We start from the raw sequence: 21659 nt of genomic DNA, 5'->3' as shown, positions 1-21659 counted from the left end.
GATCGCGACCTCCGGGCTCTGCGCCTGACCGATCGCGATGATCGACTGCGGGAAGCGGGCCGCGATCGAGGTGAAGATCAGCAGCGACATGCCGTTGCCGACGCCGCGCTCGGTGATGAGCTCGCCCATCCACATGATGAGGCCGGTGCCGGCGGTCATCGTGATGACCATCAGCACCATGGCCCACCAGGCCTCGTTGGTGATGGCTCTCCACCGCCCACTGGTTCGACCAGCGGCGCACCCGGCGCGACCTCGCCTGGACGCCCGAGGTGGGCCTGACCCGCGGCCTGCAGCGCCTCGCCGCCGCCTCGGCGTGACGCCGACGCGCCGCGAACCTCCCGGTTCTCCCGCTTCGTCGCCGTCGGCGCCCGGGATCTGGCAGAATGGTCCGTCGGGTCCGCGAGCCCCGACCCTCTATCCGGGCACGCGGGCGGATCGTCTTGCTTCCGCACCGGGTGTGCCCCACGCCCCCGGACCGCCGGATGCTCTCAAATTCGTCTCGCATGTGAGGAACACCAGACCGTGGCTGTCAAGATCCGCCTGAAGCGGCTCGGCAAGATCCGAGCCCCCTACTACCGCATCGTCGTCGCCGACTCGCGCACCAAGCGCGACGGCCGCGTCATCGAGGAGATCGGGAAGTACCACCCGACCGAGCACCCCTCCGTCATCGAGGTCGACTCGGCCCGGGCGCAGTACTGGCTCGGCGTCGGCGCGCAGCCGACCGAGCAGGTCGCCGCGCTCCTCAAGCTCACCGGTGACTGGGGTCGCTTCAAGGGTGACGCGAACGCCCAGAACCGCGTCGAGGTGAAGGGCGAGAAGGTCGCCTTCCAGCCCGACGCCAAGAAGAACCCGGTCGTCCGTCCGAAGTCCGAGGTCAAGGACGCCGTCGCCGCCGTGCAGGCCGACGCCGAGGCCGACGCGGAGCGCGTCGACGAGGCCGAGTCCGGCACCACCGTCGTGCACGAGACGCCCGAGCAGGCCGACAACTCCTGATGCTGAAGGCCGCGCTGCTGCACCTCGTCAAGGGGATCGTCGACCATCCGGACGCCGTCCAGGTGGACTCGCGGTCGACCCCCCGCGGCGAGCTGCTCGAGGTGCGCGTCGACCCGGCCGATCTCGGCCGGGTCATCGGCCGCGCCGGCCGCACCGCGAAGGCGCTCCGCACCGTGATCGGTGCGCTCGCCGACGGTCGCTCCGTGCGCGTCGACGTCGTCGACGTCGACAGGTAGGTGGCCGCCGCACGGGCCCGTTCCGCGCAGACGCAGCTGCGGGTCGGGCGCCTCACGAAGCCGCACGGCCTGAAGGGCGGGCTGAAGCTCGAGCTCTTCACGGACGACCCCGACCGGCGCTTCACGCCCGGCGCGTCGTTCTCGCTCCAGGTCCCCGAGACCTCGCCGTGGCACGGCAAGCGCCTCGAGCTCGCGGAGTTGCGCTGGTACAACGGGCACCCGGTCGGCTTCTTCGCCGGCGTGGGTGACCGCACGGCCGCCGAGAGCCTGACGAAGGCGATCCTCTGGATCGATCAGGACCCGGCCGAGGCCGCTGAGCCCGACGCGTGGTACGACCACCAGCTGGTCGGCCTCGACGTCGTCCGCGACGGCGCGGTCGTCGGGGTGATCGATCGGCTCGAGCACTTCCCGGCGCAGGACCTGCTCGTCGTGAAGGTGGGGGACCGCGAGGTGCTCGTGCCGTTCGTGCGGGCGATCGTCCCGGAGGTCGACGTCGAGCGCCGCCGCATCGTCGTGACGCCGCCCGACGGCCTCTTCGAGGAGCTGCCCGACGACGCGCCCAGGAACCCCGACGAGCAGGCGCCGGACGAGCAGGCCGTCGGCGAGACGCCGGTTGAGACCGCGGTCGCCGAGGCGGATCCGCCCGCCGACCAGGACTGACCGTGCGGATCGACGTCGTCACCATCTTCCCGGAGCTGGTGGCGCTGCTCGACGTCTCGCTCATCGGCAAGGCCCGCCAAGGCGGCTTGCTCGACGTGCGCGCCGTCGACCTCCGCGACTTCACCCACGACCGGCACCGCACCGTCGACGACACCCCCTACGGCGGCGGCGCCGGCATGGTGATGCGGCCGGAGCCGTGGGGCGAGGCGCTCGACACGCTCGTCGACGACGATCCGCTCGTCGTGTTCCTCACGCCCGCCGGGCAGCCGTTCGACCAGGCGACCGCCCGCCGCTTCGCCGCCGAGCCGCACCTCGTCTTCTGCTGCGGCCGCTACGAGGGCATCGACCAGCGCGTGGTCGAGCACACCGCCGCCCGTGCCAGGGTGCTCGAGGTGAGCCTCGGCGACTTCGTGCTGAACGGCGGCGAGGTCGCCGCGCTCGCGATGATCGAGGCCACCGCCCGCCTCCTGCCGGGCGTGCTCGGCAACCCGGCGAGCCTCGACGAGGAGAGCCACGAGGACGGGCTGCTCGAGTACCCCTCGTACACGAAGCCCGCCGTGTGGCGCGACCTCGAGGTGCCGGCGGTGCTCCGCTCCGGCGACCACGGCGCCGTCGACGCCTGGCGCCGCGCGCAGGCGCTCGACCGCACCCGCCGCATCCGCCCCGACCTGCTGCCGCCCGCCTGAGCCGGAGCTCCGTCGGGCTCGGCCCGCGTCTGCTGTCTGTGCGGACATCTGTCGGTGATTCAGCGGCACCAGTTGTCCGTGCGGACAGCACTCGTGGGAGCGCCGGCGCCCGGTGGCGGGCGGTCAGCCGCGGGCGGTGAGGACGATCGGATCGCCGTCGGTGATCGCGACCGTGTGCTCCGAGTGCGCGCCCCGGGAGCCGTCGACGCTGCGGAGCGTCCAGCCGTCCGGATCCGTCCTGATGCGGTTCGTCGACTCGAGCAGCCACGGCTCGATCGCGATGACGAGCCCGGGCCGCAGCTTCAGCCCGCGGTTGCGACGCCCGTCGTTCGGCACGTGCGGGTCGCCGTGCATGGTGTGCCCGACGCCGTGGCCGCCGAACTCGAGGTTCACGGTGTAGCCCGCGTCGTGGCAGACGGCGCCGATCGCGCCGGAGACGTCGCCGAGGCGGTTGCCCGGCCGGGCCTCCGCGATGGCGGCCGCAAGGGCCTCCTGCGTCGTGGCGATCAGCCGCTCGTCCTCCGGCCGCGCCGTGCCGGCGATGACCGTGATCGCGCTGTCGGCGACCCACCCGTCGACGCTCGCGGCGAAGTCGAGGCTGACGACGTCGCCGTCCTGCACCCGGTAGTCGTGGGGGAGGCCGTGCAGCACCGCGTCGTTGACGGAGGTGCAGAGCACCTTGCCGAACGGCATCGCGCCGAACGAGGGGTGGTAGTCGATGTAGCAGCTCTCCGCGCCGCGCTCCCGGATCATCTCGTGTGCGATCCGGTCGAGGTCGAGCAGGTTGATGCCGACGCGCGTCTCGGCGGCGAGCCGTTCGAGCACGCTCGCGACGAACCGACCGGCGGGCCGCATCGCCTCGATCTCGGCCTGGGTGCGCAACTCGATCACGGGATCCGACCCTAGACCGAGGCCGCGGGCTGCTCGTGCGGGGATCCTCAGCACGCCCTGGGCGAACCCGGTACCCCTGCCGAGCGGCCGGATCTACGCTTCCGGCATGTCAGACATGATCCGCACGGTCCCAGGCGCCCTGATCGGGCGCGCGGCGTTCGTGTGGCAGTTCGCGGCCGTGGTCGTGCTGCCGCTCTGGGTGCTGACGGGTTACGCGATCTGGGGCGGCGGCCTCGGCGGCTTCCTCAGCGTCACGCTGCTCGCGCCGCTGCTCGCCGTGGCGCTGCTCGCCCTCGCCGCGATCTTCACGGCCCGCGCGACGGTGCGGAGGCGCCGGATGCTCGGAGCCGCGGACAGCGCCGTCATCGCGGTGCTCACCGTCGTCCTGACCGGCTTCGGCTTCTTCGGCGCGGCGACGGCCTGGTTCGGCGTGCTCGCCGTCGCGGCGCTCATCGGCGGCTTCTGGCTCGCCGGCCGGGAGCTCGTCACCGATGTCCGCACCCGGATGCGGCAGACCCTCGCGGCCTTCGGCTACGCGTCGCAGCCGGCGCGCACCCCGATCGACGCGGGGGAGTACGTGGTGATCAAGCCGTCCGATCGCTGAGGGCGCCCGGGCTGTGGCAGAATGGTGGATCGTGCCGCGGCCGGTCCTGCCGCAGGGGGACCTTCTTCTCAGTCCAGCGGCCTCCTCTTCAGCGGCGCCGACCGGCGCCACGATCCGGGACGACCGGCGGCGAGCCCAGGGAGACATGTCATGAGCCAGCTTCTCGACGCGGTCGACGCCGCGAGCCTCCGATCCGACGTCCCGGAGTTCCGTCCCGGTGACACCGTGCGCGTGCACGTGAACATCGTCGAGGGCAACCGGAGCCGTATCCAGGTCTTCCAGGGTGCCGTCATCCGCCGCTCGGGCGCCGGCGTGCGCGAGACCTTCACGGTCCGCAAGGTCAGCTTCCAGGTCGGCGTCGAGCGCACCTTCCCGGTGCACTCCCCGGTGATCGACCACATCGAGGTCGTCACCAAGGGTGATGTGCGCCGCGCGAAGCTCTACTACCTGCGCGAGCTGCGCGGCAAGAAGGCGAAGATCAAGGAGAAGCGCGACGCCTGATCGCGCGGGCGGGCCTCGCCGGTCCGCCTGACGACCCCCTTCGGGCCGGGTCGTACACTGGCCCGCGGTGCGGGTCCGTCGCCGTGCCGGGGAGGCTTCGCACGTGATCGAGAGCCCTCCGCAGAACCCGGCGGACCGGCGCCCGCGTCGACGCGAGGGCAGGCGGGACCGGGGGACCGCAGCGTTCCTGCGCGACCTCGTCGTGATCGTCGTCGTCGCCGTCGTCGCTTCGTTCCTGATCAAGACGTTCCTGATCCGGTCGTTCTACATCCCGTCGGAGTCGATGGAGAACACGCTCCAGGTGAACGACCGGATCCTCGTCGACGAGCTCGTGCCGGGCCTCGTCCCGCTGCACCGCGGCGACGTCGTCGTGTTCAAGGACCCGGGGGAGTGGCTCGAGCCGACGGTCGCCGCGCCGCAGACCCCGATCGAGGCGGTCGCGGACCAGGTGCTCTCACTGGTCGGGATGTCGTCGCGGGACGCGAACGATCACCTGATCAAGCGCGTGATCGGCCTGCCCGGCGATCACGTCGTCTGCTGCAACGCCCTCGGTCAGATGAGTGTGAACGGCACCCCGCTGGACGAGCCGTACGTGCTGAAGCAGCCGGGCACCACCGCCGTCTCCGGCACGTCGTTCGACGTGACGGTGCCGAGCGGTGACCTCTGGGTGATGGGCGACAATCGGTACAACTCGAAGGACTCCCGCTACAACACCGACACCCCGAGCCACGGGTACGTGCCGATCAAGGACGTCGTCGGCCGCGCCTTCGTCATCTCCTGGCCGATCAGCCGCTGGAGCGTGCTCTCGAACTACCCCGACACCTTCGCCGGGGTCCCGAAGGCCGGATGAGCGCCGGCCGTCCGCCGGGACTCGCGCTCGAGCGGTCGCTCGTCGCGGCGGGCGCGACGGTCGTCATCGGCTGCGACGAGGTCGGCCGCGGCGCCATCGCGGGGCCGCTCGGCGTCGGTGTGGCGGTGCTCGATCCGACCCGGAAGCGCATCCCCGCGGGGATGCGCGACTCGAAGCTGCTGCCCGAGCCGCAGCGCGTCGCCCTCGCGCCCCGCGTCGCCGGCTGGGCCGCCGCATCCGCCGTCGGGCTCGCGACGAACGCGGAGATCGACGGGCAGGGCCTCACCCGCGCGCTCGGGCTCGCCGGCGCCCGAGCGATCGTCGCCCTCGCCGCGGCCGGCGTCGCGATCGACGGCGCGGTCGTGGTGCTCGACGGCAACTGGGACTACCTGACCCCCGGCCTCGTCGCCCTCGGCGTCGCGGTCCTGCCCAGGGTGGTGACCCGTATCAAGGCCGACCGCGACTGCGCGACCGTGTCGGCGGCATCCGTCATCGCCAAGGTGCATCGGGACGGCCTGATGATCGAGCGGCACGAGACCCATCCGGTCTACAACTGGCGCAGCAACAAGGGCTACGCGTCCCGGGACCACTACGCAGCCATCCGGGACCACGGCCCCTGCGACTGGCACCGCACGACCTGGCTGCACGCCGTCCCCGAGGACGCTGCGGAGCCCGGCGTTCCCGGCGCGCGACCGTAGACTTGGGTCCGATGGACGACGACGAGATCGAGGACTACGACCGTGAGGTCGAGCTGGCCCTGTATCGCGAGTACCGCGACGTGGTCAGCCAGTTCAAGTACGTCGTCGAGACCGAGCGGCGCTTCTACCTCGCGAACGAGGTGGAGCTCACGCGCCGCGACACCGAGCACGACTTCTACTTCGAGCTGCAGATGCACGACGTGTGGGTGTGGGACGTGTACCGGGCCGACCGCTTCGTGAAGAGCGTCCGGGTGCTCACGTTCAAGGACGTGAACGTCGAGGAGCTCTCCGCGAAGGAGCTCGAGCTGCCCCAGGAGCTCGCGCTCGACGAGTAGCGCGCACTCGCGCTGCGTGGATCCTGAGCGGTCCGCGTGTCGGCCGGATCCGTCCGGTTGAATGTTCCCGACGACGGCGTCATCTTCCAGCGCTGCAAGCGCCCGGCCGCATCGACGGTCGCCTCCTCTCGAATCCGATCGGTCCTGTCGTGTCCACGCGTGCGTCCTCGCCCTCAGTCCTCCCTCCGTTCCCGTGGGTCGGTCTGCTGACCCTCGCGGGCGCGATCTTCGTGTCGGTGACGAGCGAGTTCCTGCCGACCGGGCTGCTGCCCGACATGGCGAAGGGCCTCGGCGTCGGGGTCGCCACGACCGGGTTGCTCGTCTCGATCTTCGCCGGCACCGTCGTGGCGGCGACCACGCCGCTCACCACGCTGACCCGCCGCTTCTCGCGGAAGCGTCTCGTCGTCGTGGTGCTCGCCGTGATCGCCGTGGCGAACGTGCTCGCCGGGCTCGCTCCGAGCTACGGGGTGCTCGTCGGGGCGCGGATCCTCGGCGGGGCGGCGCACGGCTTGTTCTGGGGAGTCGTCGCCACCTATCCCGCCTACCTCGTCGCCGGTAAGCGGCTCGGCCGCGCGATCGCGATCACCGCGGCGGGCGGATCCGCGGCGTTCGTGCTCGGCGTGCCTGTCGGGACCGCGATCGGCCACGCCCTCGGCTGGCGAACCGCGTTCGTGCTCATCGGCGGCATCGTGCTGGTGCTCGCGGTCGTCGTCGTGGTCTTCCTGCCGCCGGTGCAGCACCGGCAGCCGCTCGCGACGGGCGAGATCGCGCTGCCGCTGCGCGAGGACCGCTCGCTGCGCGGCGTGATCCTGCTCTGCGCGGCGATCCTCACGCTGATGATCGGGCAGAACACGCTCTCGACCTACGTCGCGCCCTGGCTCACCGGGGCGGTGCACCAGCCTGCGGCATCCGTGCCGATGCTGCTGTTCCTGTTCGGCGGCGCGGGTGCCGTCGGCCTCGTGCTCGCCGGCTTCGTCGCGGACCGCGTGCCGAAGCGCGGCTTCGTCGCCATGGTGCTCGCGGTCATGGCCTCGGTGCTGGTGCTCGCCCTCGCGGTGCGCAGCACTCCTGTGGAGCTCGTCGCGTTCGCGGTGTGGGGCGTCGCCTTCGGCGGGGTGCCGGCGATGCTGCAGACGCGGATGATGCGGACCGCGTCGCCGCGGACCCGTGACGTCGCGGGCGCCCTCCAGACGACGGCGTTCAACGTGGGGATCGGGGGTGGAGCCCTGCTCGGCTCGGTGCTGCTCGACACCGCCGGGCTCGGTTCGCTGCCGGTCGCGATGATCCTCTTCCTCGCCGTGGGCCTCGCGCTCGCGTTCGCGCCCGAGCTGCGCCGGTTCGGGGTGCGGCGGCTCGCGCTCGCCGACTGACACGCGACCGCCCCGGGGCGCGGGGCCCCGAGGCGGTCGCGCCCGGTGATCAGCGCAGGTCGATGAGGCGGAACATCCCCATCACCGCGTGCGGCACGCCGTTCGCGTCCGGCCACCAGCACATGAGGGCGTAGTGGCCCTTCGGCAGGTCGTAGGTCGAGAGCTGGGCGTGGTGCGGCGACATCACGCCGGTGTCGTACACCGCGGCGGTCGGCGACGAGATGGTGCTCGGGTCGCCGTTGCTCTCGATGACGTCCTTCAGCTGCTGGTAGGTGACGCCCGGCTTCAGCTGCAGCAGCTCCGCGAAGTGCCAGTCGCTGCTCGCGTTGACGAACTGCAGGGTGCCCTCGTGGCCGATCGTCTTCGGCCACTTCGCCCAGCTCATCTCGCCGACGGCGGTGACCGTGCCCGTGATCCGCGGCGACCTCGTCGCGACGCGGTCGCCGCAGACCTTCACGACGGTGACCAGCTTCGTCGTCAGCGTCGGCACCGCGGTCGACGCCAGGTAGTAGGTGCCCGGGCTGAGGCGGACGAAGAGGTCGGTGCCCGTCCCGCTCCCGCCGACCGCGGTGAAGTCGCGCTCGAGGCCGCTCGCGTCGCCCCTGTTCACGGCGTTGCCGTCGCGGACGAGGTCGGCGACCGACGCGCCGTGCCGCGGATGGACGATCTGGACGTTCTGGCCGACGGCGCCGTTCACATCGAGCTTCAGGAAGCCGGACGGCAGCGAGCGGGCGATCCGCACGGAACCGGTCGACGAGACGTCGACCTGGATCGTCGAGCGCGGCGAGGCGTCGGCGGCACCGGCGGCGCCGACCGTGAGGGCGACCGCGGCAGCGGAGGCGAGGAGGAGGGTGAGTGACCTGCGCATCGGGTTCGAGCGCTCCTTTCGAGGTGGGGTGCGCTCATGCTCGGACGCCGGATCTCCGGCGCTCAATACCGGAAATCACGCACATCCGCTCCTCCACAGCCGATCCACCCGGGCATTCCCGGGCAACTCGTGCACGTCCGCGACCGGCCGCCACCCCCGGCAGCCCAGGCTGCCCCCGTGACCGCGAAGGACGACCTGGGCCGGCTCGGTGAGCAGCTGGCCGCCGACCACCTCAGCCGCATGGGCTGGCGGGTGCTCGACCGCAACTGGCGCTGCCCGGCCGGCGAGGTCGACATCGTCGCCCTCGACGACGGCGAGCTCGTGATCGTCGAGGTGAAGACGCGTCGCAGCCGCGCGTACGGGGACCCGCTCGAGGGGGTGACGGATGCGAAGCTCACGCGGCTCTGCGTGCTCGCCGGCGCCTGGCGGCGGGCGCATCCGGCCGTCCGGGCGCGCTCGACGCGCATCGACCTGATCGGCGTGCTCGCGCCGCTCCGCGCGCCGGCGAGCATCGACCACCTGCGGGCAGCGGCATGAGCGGCGCTCCGGGCCGGGCGACGGCGGTGGCGCTGCTCGGCCTCACCGGCCGGCTCGTCGACATCGAGGCGGCCCTGACGAACCAGAAGCCGGGCCTGAAGCTGGTCGGCCTGCCCGACGCGGCGCTCCGCGAGGCGCAGGCCCGCGTGCGGAGCGCGATCGAGCACTCCGGCTTCGAGATGCCGACCCGGCATCTCACCGTGAACCTGTCGCCGGCAGCGCTGCCGAAGCACGGCTCGGCCTTCGACCTCGGCATCGCCGTCGCCGTGCTCGTCACGCAGGGGGTGATCGACGCCGGAGCGATCGACGGGGTCGTGCACATCGGCGAGCTCGGGCTCGACGGGCGGCTCCGGCCGGTGCCGGGTGTGCTCCCGTCGGTGCTCGCCGCCCGCGCGAACGGGCGCCGCACGGTCGTCGTCCCCACCGCCAACGAGGCGGAGGCCTCCCTGGTCTCCGGTGTGCGGATCCTCGCCGTGCCCAGCCTGCGTGCGCTCGCCATCGTGCACGGGGCCGAGCTCGAGCCGGTCCCCGTGGATCCGGTGCCCGACCGGTCGATCGAGGTGGCGGAGCCGCCGGCGCCCGACCTCGCCGACGTGGTCGGCAACGACGAGGCTGTGGCCGCCCTGCTGGTCGCCGCGGCAGGGGCGCATCACGTGCTCATGGTCGGTCCGCCCGGTGCCGGCAAGACGATGCTCGCCACGCGCCTGGCCGGCCTGCTGCCCGACCTCGACGAGGCGGCGGCGCTCGACGCGACCTGCATCGCCTCGCTCGCGGGTGAGGCGGTCGCCGGCGGGCTGCGCCGTCGGCCGCCGTGGCAGGCGCCGCACCACACGGCGACCCCGGCAGCGATCGTCGGCGGCGGCAGCGCCTGGATCCGGCCCGGCGCCGCCGCCCGGGCCTCCGGCGGCATCCTCTTCCTCGACGAGGCACCCGAGTTCACCCCCGCCGCGCTCGACGCCCTCCGCCAGCCGCTCGAGTCCGGGCGCATCACGATCGAGCGGGCAGCTGCCACGGCGAGGTTCCCGGGCCGGTTCCAGCTGGTGCTCGCCGCCAACCCGTGCCCCTGCGGGCAGTTCGGCACCAAGGACGGCGAGTGCAGCTGCCCGTCGGTCGCCCGGCGCCGCTACCTCGACCGCCTCTCCGGGCCGCTGCTCGACCGGATCGACATCCGGCTGCGGGTCGATCGCGTCTCGGCCGCGCAGCTGCGGATGCGGGACGAGCAGCCCGGGATCCCCACGTCGGAGGCGAGGGCCCGCGTGGAGACGGCCCGCGCCCGGTCCGCCGCCCGGCTGGCCGGCACGCCCTGGACGGTGAACGGCGACGTGCCCGGGCCGTGGTGGCGGCATCCGGACCGGCGGCTGGCGCCGGAGGTGCGGGCGCCGCTCGACCGGGCCCTCGAGAAGGGACACCTGACGATGCGCGGCTACGACCGGGTGCTCCGGCTGGCCTGGACCGTCGCCGACCTCGCGGACGTGCCGCGGCCCGGCCGCCGGGAGCTCGGCACCGCGCTCAGCCTCCGGGCGGACGTCCGATGAGCGGCCTGCTCGGCCGGAGCGACGACGAGCTCGTCGCCGCCGTCGCCGGCGTGCGGCCCGACGCGGGCGATCCGGTGCGGGCGCCCGAGGCGTTCGCACGTGGGGCCTGGACCGGCATCACCGAGCCCGGCGACGGCGTCGCCGGCGCCTTCGTGGGCGCCTTCGGTGCCGCCGAGGCGCTCGCCCTCCTCGACGGAGGCGCGCCGCCGTCGGAGCGTCGCGAGCTCGTCGAGGGCTTCGACCGCTGGCGGTCGCGCCTCGACGGCGACACGGCGCTCCGCGCGTTCCGGAACGCCGCCCACCTCGGCATCCGGCTGCTGCTGCCCGGGGACGACGCGTGGCCCGTCGGTGTCGACGACCTCGGCGTCCACGCGCCGCTCGCGCTCTGGTGCCTCGGCGACCCGGACGCGGTCGCGCGCCTTGGCCGGTCGATCGCGCTCGTCGGCGCGCGCGCCGCCACCGGCTACGGCGAGCGGGTGGCCACCGATGCGGCGGCGGGCCTCGCCGATCGCGGCTTCGCGGTCGTCTCCGGCGCCGCCTACGGCATCGACGGCACCGCCCACCGCGCCGTGCTCGCGAGCGGCGGCACGACCGTGGCCGTGCTCGCGGGCGGCCTCGACCGCTTCTACCCGAGCGGCCACGAGCAGCTGCTGCGCCGCATCGCCGCCGAGGGTGCCGTGCTCGCCGAGCTGCCGTGCGGCTTCGCGCCCACCAAGTGGCGCTTCCTCCAGCGGAACCGGCTCATCGCCGCGGCGAGCCGCGCGACCGTGGTGCTCGAGGCCGGAGCGCGGTCCGGATCCCTGAACACGGCCGGCCACGCCGCGGCGCTCGGGCGCCCGCTCGGCGCGGTACCCGGCTCGGTCTACTCGGCGACCTCGGCGGGCTGCCACCGGCTGCTGCGCGAGTACGACGCCGTCTGCGTCCGCGACGCCGCGGACATGGCGGAGCTGGTCGCGGATCCGGACGACGCACCGACGCTGGATGGGCTCGAGCCACCGGCCGATCCGATGGAACGACGCGTGCTCGACGCGCTCGGCGCCCGCTCCCGGTCGACGGCCGACGTCGCACGACGGGCCGGTCTGAGCGTCGTGGACACCGCCGGCGTGCTCGGGATGCTCGCGCTCGAAGGTGTCGCTGAGCAGGCCGGCGACGGCGGATGGCGGCGAGTCGGTCGCTGAGCGACGTCCTGCGACACTCCCACCTCCTCCCCGGCATGCACCCCTAGGCTCGCCCCGCTCGCAAGGGATCGGGCGAGGGGAGTGGCCGACCGTGGAACTGCGCTCCGCCCTCCTCAGCGAGCGGTACCGCCTGGTCAAGGTCATCGCCGCCGGCGGCATGGGGGTCGTCTGGGAGGGCTGGGACGAGCTGCTCGAGCGACCCGTGGCGGTGAAGCAGCTCCGCACCCAGGCCGGCGTCTCCGACGCCGAGGCGGAGCTCGCGAAGAACCGCGCGATGCGCGAGGCGCGGATCGCCGCCCGCCTGCACCATCCGAACGCCGTGCCCGTCTTCGACGCCGTCGAGCAGGACGGGCAGCCGTGCCTCGTCATGCAGTACGTGCCGTCGACGCCGCTGTCGGCCCTGCTCCGCGAGCACGGCCCGCTGCCGCCTCGCGAGGTCGCGCACATCGGCGCGCAGATCGCCTCGGCGCTCGCGGCCGCCCACGAGCTCGGCATCGTGCACCGCGACGTCAAGCCCGGCAACGTGCTGATCGCCGAGGACGGCCGGGCGATGATCAGCGACTTCGGCATCTCCCGCGCGCTCGGTGACACCACCCTCACGTCGACGGGCCTCGTGCACGGCACGCCGGCGTACCTCGCGCCGGAGGTCGCGCGCGGCGACGACTCCACCTTCCTCTCGGACGTCTTCTCGCTCGGCTCCACCCTCTACGCCGCCGTCGAGGGCGAGCCGCCGTTCGGCACCGACCTGAACTCCATCGCCGTACTCCACCGAGTCGCGATGGGCGAGTTCACGCCGCCTCGGCACGCCGGAGCGCTCGGGCCGCTGCTGCTCGACATGCTCGCCGCGGATCCCGCGCGCCGCCCGACCATGCGCGAGGTCGCCGGCCGCCTCGACCTGCTGCAGCACTCCGCGGAGTCCGAGCCGATCACGCAGCCCCTGCCCGGCCGCGACGTCGAGCCCGAGGCCACGTCCGCGTGGCACGAGGACGACGACGCCCCGACCGCTGTCCTGCCCGCAGCCGCCGTGGCGGCGGCCGCGGCAGCGGCGGCCGAGCCGGAACCGGAGCCGGAACCGGAACCGGAACCGGAACCGGAACCGGAACCGGAACCGGAACCGGAACCGGAACCGGTCGAGGATGTCCAGCCGGAGCCGGAGCCGGAGCCGGAGCCCGAACCCGGGCCGGAGACCGCGCCGGTGGCCGCCGGGGGCCAGATCGCTGCTGCGGCCGTGCTCGCCCCTGCGCAGGATGCGGCCGCAGCGCCCGTCGCGCCACCGGATGTGGCGACTCCGTCGCCGGCTGCCCCGGCCGCGCCGATGGTGCTCGCCGAGGACCCCGCGCCCCCCGCGCCGCCCGCCGATGAAGCCGACGACGCCGGGGGAGACGGCCCCCGTCGAGGCCTCACAGCCCTGATCGTCGTCCTGGCGATCATCGTGCTCACCGCGCTCGTCGGCGGCGTCGCGCTCATCGCGCAACGCCCGTCACCGGCGCCGAGCACCTCGGCGAAGGCGCCCGCGCACTCGTCCGCACCGGCGTCCCCCAGCCCGCGCCCCACCTCCGCCTCCCCGAGCCCGACGCCGTCGCCGGCGTCGCCGAGCCCGACGCCGACCGAGACGCCCTCCGCCACGGCGACGCCCACGTCGAAGCCGACCGCCTCGTCGAGCTCCGCCCCCGCGACCGGCAGGCCGACGAGCGCGCAGCTCGCCGACGCCATCCGGAGCTACTTCGCCTTCTTGCCCGGCAACACCGACGCCGGCTGGAACCGCCTCACGGCCGCCTTCCAGCAGGGCAAGGCGCAGGGGCGCGCGTACTACGACGAGTTCTGGGGGCAGTACAGCAGCGTCACGGCGACCGGCGTCAGCGGTAGCGCCCCGGATGCGGCGAGCGCCACGCTCACCTACGTCGCGAAGGACGGCACGCGTACCGTCGAGCACGACACGTTCCGGCTCGTGCGGCAGGACGGCGTGCTGAAGATCGACTCGGAGACCACCGGCTGACGCGTCCGGGGTCCTCGCTACAGTGACGGCCATGAGCCGGGAGCCCGCAGCGACCCATCGCATCGGCCACATCAGCGACAGCCACTTCACCGCCTCGGGGCTGCTGCACGGCCGCGTCCGCACCGGCGACACCTTCGCGGCGGCGCTCGACGCCCTGGCCCGCAGCGGCGTGCCGGTCGACGCCGTCGTGCACACCGGCGACGTGGCCGACGAGGGGGAGGCGGACGCCTACCGGGCGGCGAGAGCCGTGCTCGACGCCGCAGCCCTCGGCGTGCTCCCCGTGCCCGGCAACCACGACGACCGCGCGGCGATGCGCGAGCACCTGCTCGGCCTCCCGCCCTCCGCCGATCCCATCGACGCCGTGCACGACGTGCGAGGCCTCCGGCTCGTGCTGCTCGACACGTCGATCCCCGGCCGGGTCGAGGGCGGCCTCGACGACGAGCAGCTCGACCGGCTCCGCGCGGTGCTCGCCGAGCCCGCCGAGCACGGCACCGTCATCGCCCTGCACCATCCGCCCGTACCGGTCGAGGTGACCGGCCTGCAGCGGCTGCACCTCACGGGGCAGGACCGGCTCGCCGCCGCCCTCGCCGGCACGGACGTGCGGGCGATCCTCGGCGGCCATCTCCACTACGCCACGACCAGCGTCTTCGCGGGCGTCCCGGTGTTCGTCGCCCCGGCGACCGCGTACACGATCGCCCTCCGTGCGCCGGGCGGCGGTGTCGCCGGCCTCGACGGGGGCCGCGCGGTGGGCGTCCTCACCTGCTACGACGACGGCCGGGTCGGCTGGTCGCTGCTGCCGGCCGACGGCACCGAGGTGATCGCCGAGACCCCGGATGCGGTCTTCGACGGCATGGGCGTCGACGTCGAGGCCTGACCCGCCGCATCCTGGTCGGCATGCTCCTTCCCGAGGCGCTCGAGGCACATCGGCTGCACCTCGAGCACGAGCGCGGCTACTCGGCGCACACGATCGGCTCGTACGGATCCGACCTCGCCGACCTCGCCCGCTTCGCCGCGAACCGCGAGGTCACCGACGCCGCCGACCTCGACCTCGAGCTGCTGCGGGACTGGCTCTGGGCGGCCAGCAGCGCGGGCCTCGCCCGCGCCACCCTCGCGCGCAGGGCGGCCGCCGCCAGAAGCCTGACCGCGTGGCTGCACCGCTCGGGACACGCCCCGACCGACGCCGGAGCCCGGCTGCGCGCCCCCAAGGCGCAGGGCAGGCTGCCGCGCGTCGTCGGCGGCGAGCAGATGCGCGAGCTCTTCGAGGGGCTCGAGGGCCGGGCGGCGGAGGGGGCGCCCGAGGCGCAGCGCGACCTCGCGATCGTCGAGCTCCTCTACGGCTCCGCCCTCCGCGTCTCGGAGGCGTGCGGCGCCGACGTCGACGACCTCGATCTCGGCGCGCTCACCGTGCGGGTCACGGGCAAGGGGGACAAGCAGCGGGTCGTCCCGTTCGGCGTGCCGGCGGCCAGGGCGCTGTCGACCTACCTCGAGCGCGGGCGGCCCGCGCTGGCGGCCCGCGGCGACGGCCCCGGCGCCGCCCTCTTCCTCGGCGACCGCGGCGCGCGCATCGGCCCGCGCAGCGTCCACCGGCTCGTGTCGCGCCTGCTCGAGGCGGTCCCCGGGTCGGGGCCGTCCGGGCCGCACACCCTGCGGCACTCCGCCGCGACCCACCTGCTCGACGGCGGCGCCGACCTGCGCGCTGTGCAGGCGATCCTCGGCCACGCGAGCCTCGGCACGACGCAGATCTACACCCACGTCTCCATGGAGCGGCTCACCGAGAGCTACCGGCTCGCGCATCCGCGCGCCGTCCAGGAGGAGGCCGGATGACGGTCCCGCGGGTCCGTCGTCGAGCGGCAGCAGCACCGCCCGCTCCAGACCGCCGAGGAAGGTGAGCGGCGACACGTAGCCGTCGCCCGTCCTCGCGCCGAGGTGCAGCACCCCGGGCGGATGCGTGCCCCCGGCCGCAACGCGGCCGATCGGCTCACCCCGCCGCACCGCCTGACCCCGGACGACGAGCGGCTCGACCGGCTCGACGCTCGAGCGGATCCCGCCGCCGTGGTCGATCGACACCACCCCTCGGTCGACGATCCGGCCCGCCCAGAGCACAGTCCCGTCGTCCGGGGCGGTGACGAGGGTGCCGGGTGCGGCCTCGACGTCGATGCCCCGGTGCCCTGCGCCGTACGGGGAGGCCGGCGCGACGAAGCCGCGGACGATCCGATGCGGCGCCGGGACGGGCCACACCCAGGCGGGCGCGCGGTTCGCGGCCCCGGCGGGCGTCACGAGCAGCGCGGCGGCGAGGAGAGCGGCGAGCACGGGCCGATGGTGCTCCCGGCGTCCCGCACCGGCGAACGGCGCGTGCGGCACATCGGCAAGAGGACCCCGTGCGGCGCCTGGGGAGGAGCGGACGCCCCGGCCGGCCGCGTCCCGGCGAGTTGCTAGACTGCTGGCCGCACCCCGTCCGCGGGGTGACTTCGCGCGCCCGATCGCGCGAGCGCCGTCCATCGGTCCCTCGGTCACGAGGGCGGACGCGCCGCAGGGCGCCAGGGCCGGACCGCGCGCCTGCGTCTCCGGCGGCAACCGCAACCGCACCCCCTGTCGGGTGCAGAGAAGAGGAACGGCCGTGGCCGTCGTCACCATCCGCCAGCTGCTCGACAGCGGCGTGCATTTCGGACACCAGACCCGCCGGTGGAACCCGAAGGTCAAGCGCTTCATCCTGACCGAGCGCTCCGGCATCCACATCATCGACCTGCAGCAGTCGCTGGCCTACATCGACAAGGCCTACGACTTCGTCAAGGAGACCGTCGCTCGCGGTGGCACGGTGCTCTTCGTCGGCACGAAGAAGCAGGCCCAGGAGGCCATCGCCGAGCAGGCCACCCGCGTCGGCCAGCCTTACGTCAACCAGCGCTGGCTCGGCGGTCTGCTCACGAACTTCCAGACCGTGCACAAGCGCCTCAACCGTCTCAAGGAGCTCGACCTCGTCGACTTCGACGACACGACGAAGGGCTACACGAAGAAGGAGCTGCTGATCCAGCGCCGCGAGCGCGACAAGCTCGAGAAGACGCTCGGCGGCATCCGGAACCTCTCCAAGACCCCCTCGGCGATCTGGGTGATCGACAGCAAGCGCGAGCACCTCGCCGTCGACGAGGCGAAGAAGCTCGGCATCCCCGTGATCGGCATCCTCGACACGAACGCCGACCCCGACGAGCTGGCCTACCCGATCCCGGGCAACGACGACGCGATCCGTTCCGTCGCGCTGCTCACCCGGATCATCGCCGACGCCGCGGCCGAGGGCCTCATCCAGCGCCACCAGGGCTCCAGCCAGGACGAGGCCGAGCCGCTGGCCGAGTGGGAGCGCGAGCTCCTGCAGGCGAACGAGAACGCCGAGCAGGCCGCCCCCGCGGCCGAGGCGCCCGCCGCTGACGCGTCGACCGAGGATGCGGCCACCGAGGATGCGTCCACCGACGCGCAGCCGACCGCTGAAGCGGCCGAGCCCGTCGCCGAGACCGCGGAGCCCGACGCCGCCCAGCCCGAGGCCGCCGAGGCCCCGGTCGAGGAGAACGACGCGGACGCCCAGGCGGACGCCGACCTCACGGCCGAGGCCGTCGAGGGGCTCGTCCCCGCGCACGCCCCGCAGACCGAGGCGGACGTCGAGGCCGAGGAGCTCGCGAAGTCGAAGCCGGCGCAGCGCCGCCCCAAGAAGGTCACCGACCCGGCCGCGACCGAGGACCCCGAGCCCTCCGCCTGATCCTCCCGGACCACCGGCCGCGGGCCGTCCGTGCAGCGCGAGGATCTCGCGGCCGGGCGGCCTGAAGCCGTTCCCCCTCGACCAGAGGGCCGGCGTCCCCGCCGACCCGTCGCATTGAAAGGAGTGTCAGCCATGGCCGCATTCAGCGCCGCTGACGTGAAGACCCTGCGTGACCGCCTCGGCGCGGGCATGCTCGACAGCAAGAACGCCCTCGTCGAGGCCGACGGCGACATCGAGAAGGCCATCGAGATCCTTCGCGTGAAGGGCCTGAAGGGCGTCGAGAAGCGCTCCGGCCGCGCCACGACCGCCGGTCTCGTCACCGCGAAGGCCGGCGACGGCGTCGCGACCCTGATCGAGCTCGCCAGCGAGACGGACTTCGTGGCGAAGAACGACCGCTTCATCGCCCTCGCCGAGACCGTGCTCGACGCGGTCGCCGCGGCGGGCGCCGCCGACGTCGAGGCCGCCAAGGCCGCGCCGCTCGAGGGCAAGACCGTCCAGGGCTACATCGACGACGAGGCCGCGCTGCTCGGCGAGAAGGTCGAGCTCCGCAGCGTCAAGCAGGTCACCGGCGAGCAGTTCGCCATCTACCTGCACAAGACGAGCAAGGACCTGCCGCCCCAGGTCGGTGTGGTGCTCGGCTACGCCGGGAACGACGCCGAGACGGCCCGCTCGGTCGCGCAGCACATCGCGGTCTACGACCCGCGCTACACGACCCGCGAGGAGGTGCCGGCGGATGTCGTCGAGCACGAGCGCGAGATCGTCACCGAGACCGCGAAGAACGAGGGCAAGCCCGAGGCGCAGCTCGCGAACATCGTGAACGGCCGCCTGACCGGCTTCTTCAAGGAGGTCGTGCTCGTCGACCAGCCCTACGCCCGCGACAGCAAGGTCGCGACCGGCAAGGTGCTGAAGGACGCGGGCCTCACGGTCAGCGGCTTCGCCCGCACGAAGGTCGGCGCGTAGCCGGCTCCGCCACGAAGCGCACGGCACCGGTTCTTCCGGTGCCGTGCGCTTCCTGCGTCCGGGCGGAGGCCGACGAGCCGCCCGCTAGCCTTGGGCGACCCGTTGAAGTCCGAGGAGGAACATGCGCCGCGTCGTCCTGAAGCTGTCCGGTGAGGCCTTCGGAGGTGGCGCGCTCGGTGTGGCGCCCGACGTGGTGCAGTCGATCGCGCGGCAGATCGCCGCGACGGCGGGTCGGGCGGAGGTCGCCGTGGTGGTCGGCGGCGGCAACTTCTTCCGCGGGGCGGAGCTGAGCCAGCGCGGCATGGACCGCACCCGTGCGGACTACATGGGCATGCTCGGCACGGTCATGAACGCCCTCGCGCTGCAGGACTTCCTCGAGCAGGGCGGCGCGGCGACCCGCGTGCAGTCGGCGATCTCGATGACGCAGGTCGCCGAGCCGTACATCCCGCGGCGCGCGATCCGGCACCTCGAGAAGGGCCGCATCGTGATCTTCGGCGCCGGCGCCGGCCTGCCGTACTTCTCCACCGACACCGTGGCCGCGCAGCGGGCGCTCGAGGTGCACGCCGACGAGGTGCTCGTCGCGAAGAACGGCGTCGACGGCGTGTACACCGCGGATCCGCGCACCGATCCGACCGCCGTGAGGCTCGACTCCGTCACCTACTCCGACGCGCTGCAGCGCGGCCTGAAGGTCGTCGACTCCACCGCGTTCAGCCTCTGCATGGACAACGGCATGCGGATGCGCGTCTTCGGCATCGACGGCGACGACACGATCACCCGGGCGATCCTCGGCGAGGAGGTCGGCACGGCCGTCTCGCCGTGAGCCCGGTCAGCGGTCGCTCGGGGCGTGCCCGACTAGACTTCAGGCGCAATCGAGGGAAGGACACCACGTGATCGCGGACGTGCTGACGGAGGCGGGCGATCGGATGGCGAAGGCCGTCGACGTGGCCCGGGACGACTTCAACACGGTGCGCACCGGACGGGCGAACCCCGCCCTGTTCCAGCGCATCCTCGTCGACTACTACGGCACGCCCACGCCGCTCGGCCAGCTCGCGGCCCTCCAGGCCCCCGAGGCCCGGATGCTCGTGGTGACGCCGTACGACAAGACCGCGCTGAAGGACATCGAGCGGGCCATCGCGACCGCGCCGAACCTCGGTGCGACGCCGTCCAACGACGGCACGCTGATCCGCGTGGTCATGCCGGAGCTCACCGAGGACCGCCGCCGCGAGTTCGTCAAGATCGTGCGCGGCAAGGGCGAGGACGCCAAGGTGTCGGTGCGCAACATCCGCCGCCGCGCGAAGGACGACCTCGACGCGCTGAAGAGCGAGGTCGGCGACGACGACGTCGCCCGGGCCGAGAAGGAGCTCGAGGCGCTCACGAAGCGGCACGTCGACGCGATCGACGAGGCGCTGAAGCGCAAAGAAGCCGAACTGCTCGAGGTCTAGGCCCGTGGACGACGAGGGCCGGCGGACCCCTCGACGGCGCCCCCGAACGACGGCGGAGCTGCAGGAGCAGATCCGTGCCACCCGGTCGGACATCGCCGACCAGGTCCGGCACAGCCGTGAGCAGTTCGACGAGGCGAACGCCCGCATCGCCGCCCGCACCGGCCGCAACCTGATCTTCGCGATCCTCATCGGGCTCGCGCTCGGCGCGGCGCTGATCCTCAGCCTGGTCTTCGCCAAGCAGCTGTTCCTCATCGTCGCGGTCGTGCTGGTCGGCTTCGGCACCTACGAGCTCGCGGGAGCGCTGCGGCACACCGGCATCCACGTGCCGAAGGTGGGCTCCGCAGCGGCGGCCGTGCTGGCTCAGCCCGTCGCCTACTTCGCGATGGTGCCCGGCGCCGACGGGCAACCGGTGCTGGCGGCCGGATGGCTGCTCGCCGTGATCGGCGCGGTGGTGCTCGCCGTGGCCTGGCGCGTCGCGGAGGAGGCGCTCTCCCGCACCCGGCGCGGCCCGCTCGCGCGGGACCTCACCTCGACGGCCTTCGTGCAGCTCTACGTCATGGGGCTCGGCACCTGCGCGACCGTGCTGACGGCGCAGGACGGCGGCCAGTGGTGGACGCTGTCGTTCGTCTGCGTCGTCGTGGCCACGGACGTCTTCGCCTACTTCAGCGGGCTGCTGTTCGGGAAGCACCCGATGGCGCCGCGGATCAGCCCGAAGAAGACCTGGGAGGGCTTCGCGGGCGCGGCCGTCGCCGCCATCGTGGTGGCGACGGTGCTCTCGCCGTGGCTGCTCGACCGCCCGATCTGGTTCGGTCCGATCCTCGGCGTGATCATCCTGCTCTGCGGCACGCTCGGCGACCTCGGCGAGTCGATGATCAAGCGCGACATCGGGGTGAAGGACATCTCCGGGCTGCTGCCCGGCCACGGCGGGTTCCTCGACCGGATCGATTCGATCCTTCCTTCCGCCGCAGCGGCGCTGCTCCTGCTCTTCCTCACGCGCTGACGGCAGGATGTCGCCATGGCGACGACCACACCATTCCCGCGCGTGCGGGGCCGGCGCTTCGGCTACGACGTCGAGGAGGTCGAGGACTTCCTCGCGGCGGCGAGAGCCGCCTACGACGACAAGCGGACCAACCCCGGCGTCTCGGCCGCGGACATCCGGCGCACCGCGTTCTCGATGCAGCGCGGCGGCTACGCGACCGCGGCGGTCGACGCCGCGCTCGAGCGGCTCGAGGACGCCTTCGCGACCCGCGAGCGCGACCGCGTGATGCGCGGCTCGGGGGAGCGGGCGTACTACGCGGAGGCACGGACCCTCGCGAAGGAGATCATCGCGCGGATGGACCGGCCCGACGGCCACCGGTTCGACCGGGTGGGCGCCCTCGCGCTCGGCTACAGGACCAAGGACGTGGACCGCTTCGCGGAGCAGGTGCGGGCCTACTTCGAGGAGGGCGCCCCGCTCTCGGTCGAGGAGGTGCGCGCCGTCGCGTTCCGGCCCGCCCACCGCGGCTACCGCGAGGCGCAGGTCGACCTGCTGATCGACGGCCTCATCGAGGTCATGCTCGCGGTCCGCTGACCTGAGG

At 73.4% G+C, this 21659-nt stretch carries 24 protein-coding genes and 3 pseudogenes; 23 read left to right on the top strand and 4 right to left on the bottom strand.

Annotated features, from left to right (window positions below):
- Positions 1 to 204 (bottom strand): annotated as a pseudogene (locus VIG76_RS12340) (preprotein translocase subunit SecY); the annotation flags it as partial.
- Positions 205 to 206: 2 nt separating this feature from the next.
- On the opposite strand from VIG76_RS12340, the pseudogene VIG76_RS12335 reads away from it, so the two are divergent.
- The 5 genes and pseudogenes from VIG76_RS12335 to trmD all read left to right on the top strand — a co-directional run.
- Positions 207 to 317: pseudogene (locus VIG76_RS12335) on the top strand (NAD-dependent epimerase/dehydratase family protein); the annotation flags it as partial.
- Between the two features lie 205 nt (positions 318 to 522).
- The gene (gene rpsP / locus VIG76_RS12330; protein ID WP_331954546.1) at positions 523 to 993 is read left to right on the top strand and encodes a 30S ribosomal protein S16; all 471 of its coding nucleotides are present in this window, start codon (positions 523 to 525) and stop codon (positions 991 to 993) included.
- Positions 993 to 1229 carry an RNA-binding protein gene (locus tag VIG76_RS12325; protein ID WP_331954544.1) on the top strand — a complete coding sequence of 79 codons (237 nt, stop codon included), beginning with the start codon at positions 993 to 995 and terminating at the stop codon, positions 1227 to 1229. The genes rpsP and VIG76_RS12325 overlap by 1 nt, the downstream gene beginning before the upstream one ends.
- The gene (gene rimM / locus VIG76_RS12320; RefSeq protein WP_331954542.1) at positions 1230 to 1889 is read left to right on the top strand and encodes a ribosome maturation factor RimM; all 660 of its coding nucleotides are present in this window, start codon (positions 1230 to 1232) and stop codon (positions 1887 to 1889) included.
- A 2-nt stretch (positions 1890 to 1891) separates the two neighbouring features.
- Complete coding sequence (gene trmD, locus VIG76_RS12315) at positions 1892 to 2575, top strand: tRNA (guanosine(37)-N1)-methyltransferase TrmD (protein WP_331954540.1); 684 nt, start codon at positions 1892 to 1894, stop codon at positions 2573 to 2575.
- Positions 2576 to 2698: 123 nt separating this feature from the next.
- Here the strand turns inward: trmD and map are convergent, their stop codons facing one another.
- A complete protein-coding gene (map, locus tag VIG76_RS12310) occupies positions 2699 to 3466 on the bottom strand; it encodes a type I methionyl aminopeptidase (RefSeq protein ID WP_331954538.1) in 768 nt (255 codons plus the stop codon).
- A 106-nt stretch (positions 3467 to 3572) separates the two neighbouring features.
- Between map and VIG76_RS12305 the strand changes: the two genes are divergently transcribed.
- The 6 genes from VIG76_RS12305 (at position 3573) to VIG76_RS12280 (ending at position 7824) form a co-directional block, all read left to right on the top strand.
- Complete coding sequence (locus VIG76_RS12305; RefSeq protein ID WP_331954536.1) at positions 3573 to 4070, top strand: hypothetical protein; 498 nt, start codon at positions 3573 to 3575, stop codon at positions 4068 to 4070.
- Positions 4071 to 4220: 150 nt separating this feature from the next.
- Positions 4221 to 4571: a 50S ribosomal protein L19 gene (rplS, locus tag VIG76_RS12300; protein ID WP_331954534.1), complete on the top strand. Its 351-nt coding sequence runs from the start codon at positions 4221 to 4223 to the stop codon at positions 4569 to 4571.
- A 106-nt stretch (positions 4572 to 4677) separates the two neighbouring features.
- The gene (gene lepB, locus VIG76_RS12295) at positions 4678 to 5421 is read left to right on the top strand and encodes a signal peptidase I (RefSeq protein ID WP_414640644.1); all 744 of its coding nucleotides are present in this window, start codon (positions 4678 to 4680) and stop codon (positions 5419 to 5421) included.
- Positions 5418 to 6119, top strand: coding sequence for a ribonuclease HII (locus VIG76_RS12290; protein WP_331954532.1), 702 nt, complete (start codon positions 5418 to 5420; stop codon positions 6117 to 6119). Before lepB ends, VIG76_RS12290 begins: the two co-directional genes overlap by 4 nt.
- Before the next feature lie 11 nt (positions 6120 to 6130).
- Positions 6131 to 6454 carry a DUF2469 domain-containing protein gene (locus VIG76_RS12285; RefSeq protein WP_297344813.1) on the top strand — a complete coding sequence of 108 codons (324 nt, stop codon included), beginning with the start codon at positions 6131 to 6133 and terminating at the stop codon, positions 6452 to 6454.
- Between the two features lie 149 nt (positions 6455 to 6603).
- A complete protein-coding gene (locus tag VIG76_RS12280) occupies positions 6604 to 7824 on the top strand; it encodes an MFS transporter (protein WP_331954528.1) in 1221 nt (406 codons plus the stop codon).
- Between the two features lie 49 nt (positions 7825 to 7873).
- Here VIG76_RS12280 and VIG76_RS12275 read toward each other — a convergent pair whose 3' ends face one another.
- Entirely contained in the window at positions 7874 to 8692 is an 819-nt protein-coding gene (locus VIG76_RS12275; RefSeq protein WP_331954526.1) for a hypothetical protein, read from the bottom strand.
- Positions 8693 to 8869: 177 nt separating this feature from the next.
- On the opposite strand from VIG76_RS12275, the gene VIG76_RS12270 reads away from it, so the two are divergent.
- The 6 genes from VIG76_RS12270 to VIG76_RS12245 all read left to right on the top strand — a co-directional run bounded on the left by VIG76_RS12270 (position 8870) and on the right by VIG76_RS12245 (position 15762).
- The gene (locus VIG76_RS12270) at positions 8870 to 9229 is read left to right on the top strand and encodes a YraN family protein (protein WP_331954524.1); all 360 of its coding nucleotides are present in this window, start codon (positions 8870 to 8872) and stop codon (positions 9227 to 9229) included.
- A complete protein-coding gene (locus tag VIG76_RS12265) occupies positions 9226 to 10764 on the top strand; it encodes a YifB family Mg chelatase-like AAA ATPase (RefSeq protein WP_331954522.1) in 1539 nt (512 codons plus the stop codon). Before VIG76_RS12270 ends, VIG76_RS12265 begins: the two co-directional genes overlap by 4 nt.
- Entirely contained in the window at positions 10761 to 11942 is a 1182-nt protein-coding gene (gene dprA / locus VIG76_RS12260) for a DNA-processing protein DprA (RefSeq protein WP_331954520.1), read from the top strand. Before VIG76_RS12265 ends, dprA begins: the two co-directional genes overlap by 4 nt.
- A 91-nt stretch (positions 11943 to 12033) precedes the next feature.
- A complete protein-coding gene (locus VIG76_RS12255; protein WP_331954518.1) occupies positions 12034 to 13938 on the top strand; it encodes a serine/threonine-protein kinase in 1905 nt (634 codons plus the stop codon).
- A gap of 31 nt (positions 13939 to 13969) precedes the next feature.
- A complete protein-coding gene (locus tag VIG76_RS12250) occupies positions 13970 to 14812 on the top strand; it encodes a metallophosphoesterase (protein WP_331954516.1) in 843 nt (280 codons plus the stop codon).
- Positions 14813 to 14832: 20 nt separating this feature from the next.
- Positions 14833 to 15762 carry a tyrosine recombinase XerC gene (locus tag VIG76_RS12245; RefSeq protein WP_331954514.1) on the top strand — a complete coding sequence of 310 codons (930 nt, stop codon included), beginning with the start codon at positions 14833 to 14835 and terminating at the stop codon, positions 15760 to 15762.
- A 78-nt stretch (positions 15763 to 15840) separates the two neighbouring features.
- Here VIG76_RS12245 and VIG76_RS12240 read toward each other — a convergent pair.
- Positions 15841 to 16437 (bottom strand): annotated as a pseudogene (locus VIG76_RS12240) (murein hydrolase activator EnvC family protein); the annotation flags it as partial.
- Between the two features lie 118 nt (positions 16438 to 16555).
- On the opposite strand from VIG76_RS12240, the gene rpsB reads away from it, so the two are divergent.
- The 6 genes from rpsB to VIG76_RS12210 all read left to right on the top strand — a co-directional run bounded on the left by rpsB (position 16556) and on the right by VIG76_RS12210 (position 21652).
- Positions 16556 to 17680, top strand: a complete 1125-nt coding sequence (rpsB, locus tag VIG76_RS12235; protein WP_331954512.1) for a 30S ribosomal protein S2 — start codon at positions 16556 to 16558, stop codon at positions 17678 to 17680.
- Between the two features lie 132 nt (positions 17681 to 17812).
- Positions 17813 to 18640 carry a translation elongation factor Ts gene (tsf, locus tag VIG76_RS12230; protein ID WP_331954510.1) on the top strand — a complete coding sequence of 276 codons (828 nt, stop codon included), beginning with the start codon at positions 17813 to 17815 and terminating at the stop codon, positions 18638 to 18640.
- 121 nt (positions 18641 to 18761) lie between these two features.
- Entirely contained in the window at positions 18762 to 19460 is a 699-nt protein-coding gene (gene pyrH / locus VIG76_RS12225) for a UMP kinase (RefSeq protein WP_331954508.1), read from the top strand.
- 67 nt (positions 19461 to 19527) lie between these two features.
- Positions 19528 to 20082, top strand: a complete 555-nt coding sequence (gene frr, locus VIG76_RS12220; RefSeq protein WP_331954505.1) for a ribosome recycling factor — start codon at positions 19528 to 19530, stop codon at positions 20080 to 20082.
- 4 nt (positions 20083 to 20086) lie between these two features.
- Positions 20087 to 21082: a phosphatidate cytidylyltransferase gene (locus VIG76_RS12215; RefSeq protein ID WP_331954503.1), complete on the top strand. Its 996-nt coding sequence runs from the start codon at positions 20087 to 20089 to the stop codon at positions 21080 to 21082.
- Positions 21083 to 21097: 15 nt separating this feature from the next.
- A complete protein-coding gene (locus VIG76_RS12210) occupies positions 21098 to 21652 on the top strand; it encodes a DivIVA domain-containing protein (protein ID WP_331954501.1) in 555 nt (184 codons plus the stop codon).
- Positions 21653 to 21659 lie beyond the last annotated feature (7 nt).

Source organism: Amnibacterium sp., assembly GCF_036559085.1.
Lineage (GTDB): Bacteria > Actinomycetota > Actinomycetes > Actinomycetales > Microbacteriaceae > Amnibacterium.
Note: the sequence above shows the minus strand (reverse complement) of the source record. Positions and strands in the feature narration are given on the sequence as shown.

Bases quoted from the DNA above. Each gene is read 5' to 3' on its own strand.
- VIG76_RS12265 (WP_331954522.1), top strand. From the start codon at position 9,226: ATGAGCGGCGCTCCGGGCCGGGCGACGGCGGTGGCGCTGCTCGGCCTC.
- VIG76_RS12250 (WP_331954516.1), top strand. From the start codon at position 13,970: ATGAGCCGGGAGCCCGCAGCGACCCATCGCATCGGCCACATCAGCGAC.
- rplS (WP_331954534.1), top strand. From the start codon at position 4,221: ATGAGCCAGCTTCTCGACGCGGTCGACGCCGCGAGCCTCCGATCCGAC.
- VIG76_RS12210 (WP_331954501.1), top strand. From the start codon at position 21,098: ATGGCGACGACCACACCATTCCCGCGCGTGCGGGGCCGGCGCTTCGGC.
- dprA (WP_331954520.1), top strand. From the start codon at position 10,761: ATGAGCGGCCTGCTCGGCCGGAGCGACGACGAGCTCGTCGCCGCCGTC.
- VIG76_RS12285 (WP_297344813.1), top strand. From the start codon at position 6,131: ATGGACGACGACGAGATCGAGGACTACGACCGTGAGGTCGAGCTGGCC.
- VIG76_RS12290 (WP_331954532.1), top strand. From the start codon at position 5,418: ATGAGCGCCGGCCGTCCGCCGGGACTCGCGCTCGAGCGGTCGCTCGTC.
- VIG76_RS12275 (WP_331954526.1), bottom strand. From the start codon at position 8,692: ATGCGCAGGTCACTCACCCTCCTCCTCGCCTCCGCTGCCGCGGTCGCC.
- tsf (WP_331954510.1), top strand. From the start codon at position 17,813: ATGGCCGCATTCAGCGCCGCTGACGTGAAGACCCTGCGTGACCGCCTC.
- VIG76_RS12305 (WP_331954536.1), top strand. From the start codon at position 3,573: ATGTCAGACATGATCCGCACGGTCCCAGGCGCCCTGATCGGGCGCGCG.
- VIG76_RS12245 (WP_331954514.1), top strand. From the start codon at position 14,833: ATGCTCCTTCCCGAGGCGCTCGAGGCACATCGGCTGCACCTCGAGCAC.
- pyrH (WP_331954508.1), top strand. From the start codon at position 18,762: ATGCGCCGCGTCGTCCTGAAGCTGTCCGGTGAGGCCTTCGGAGGTGGC.
- VIG76_RS12325 (WP_331954544.1), top strand. From the start codon at position 993: ATGCTGAAGGCCGCGCTGCTGCACCTCGTCAAGGGGATCGTCGACCAT.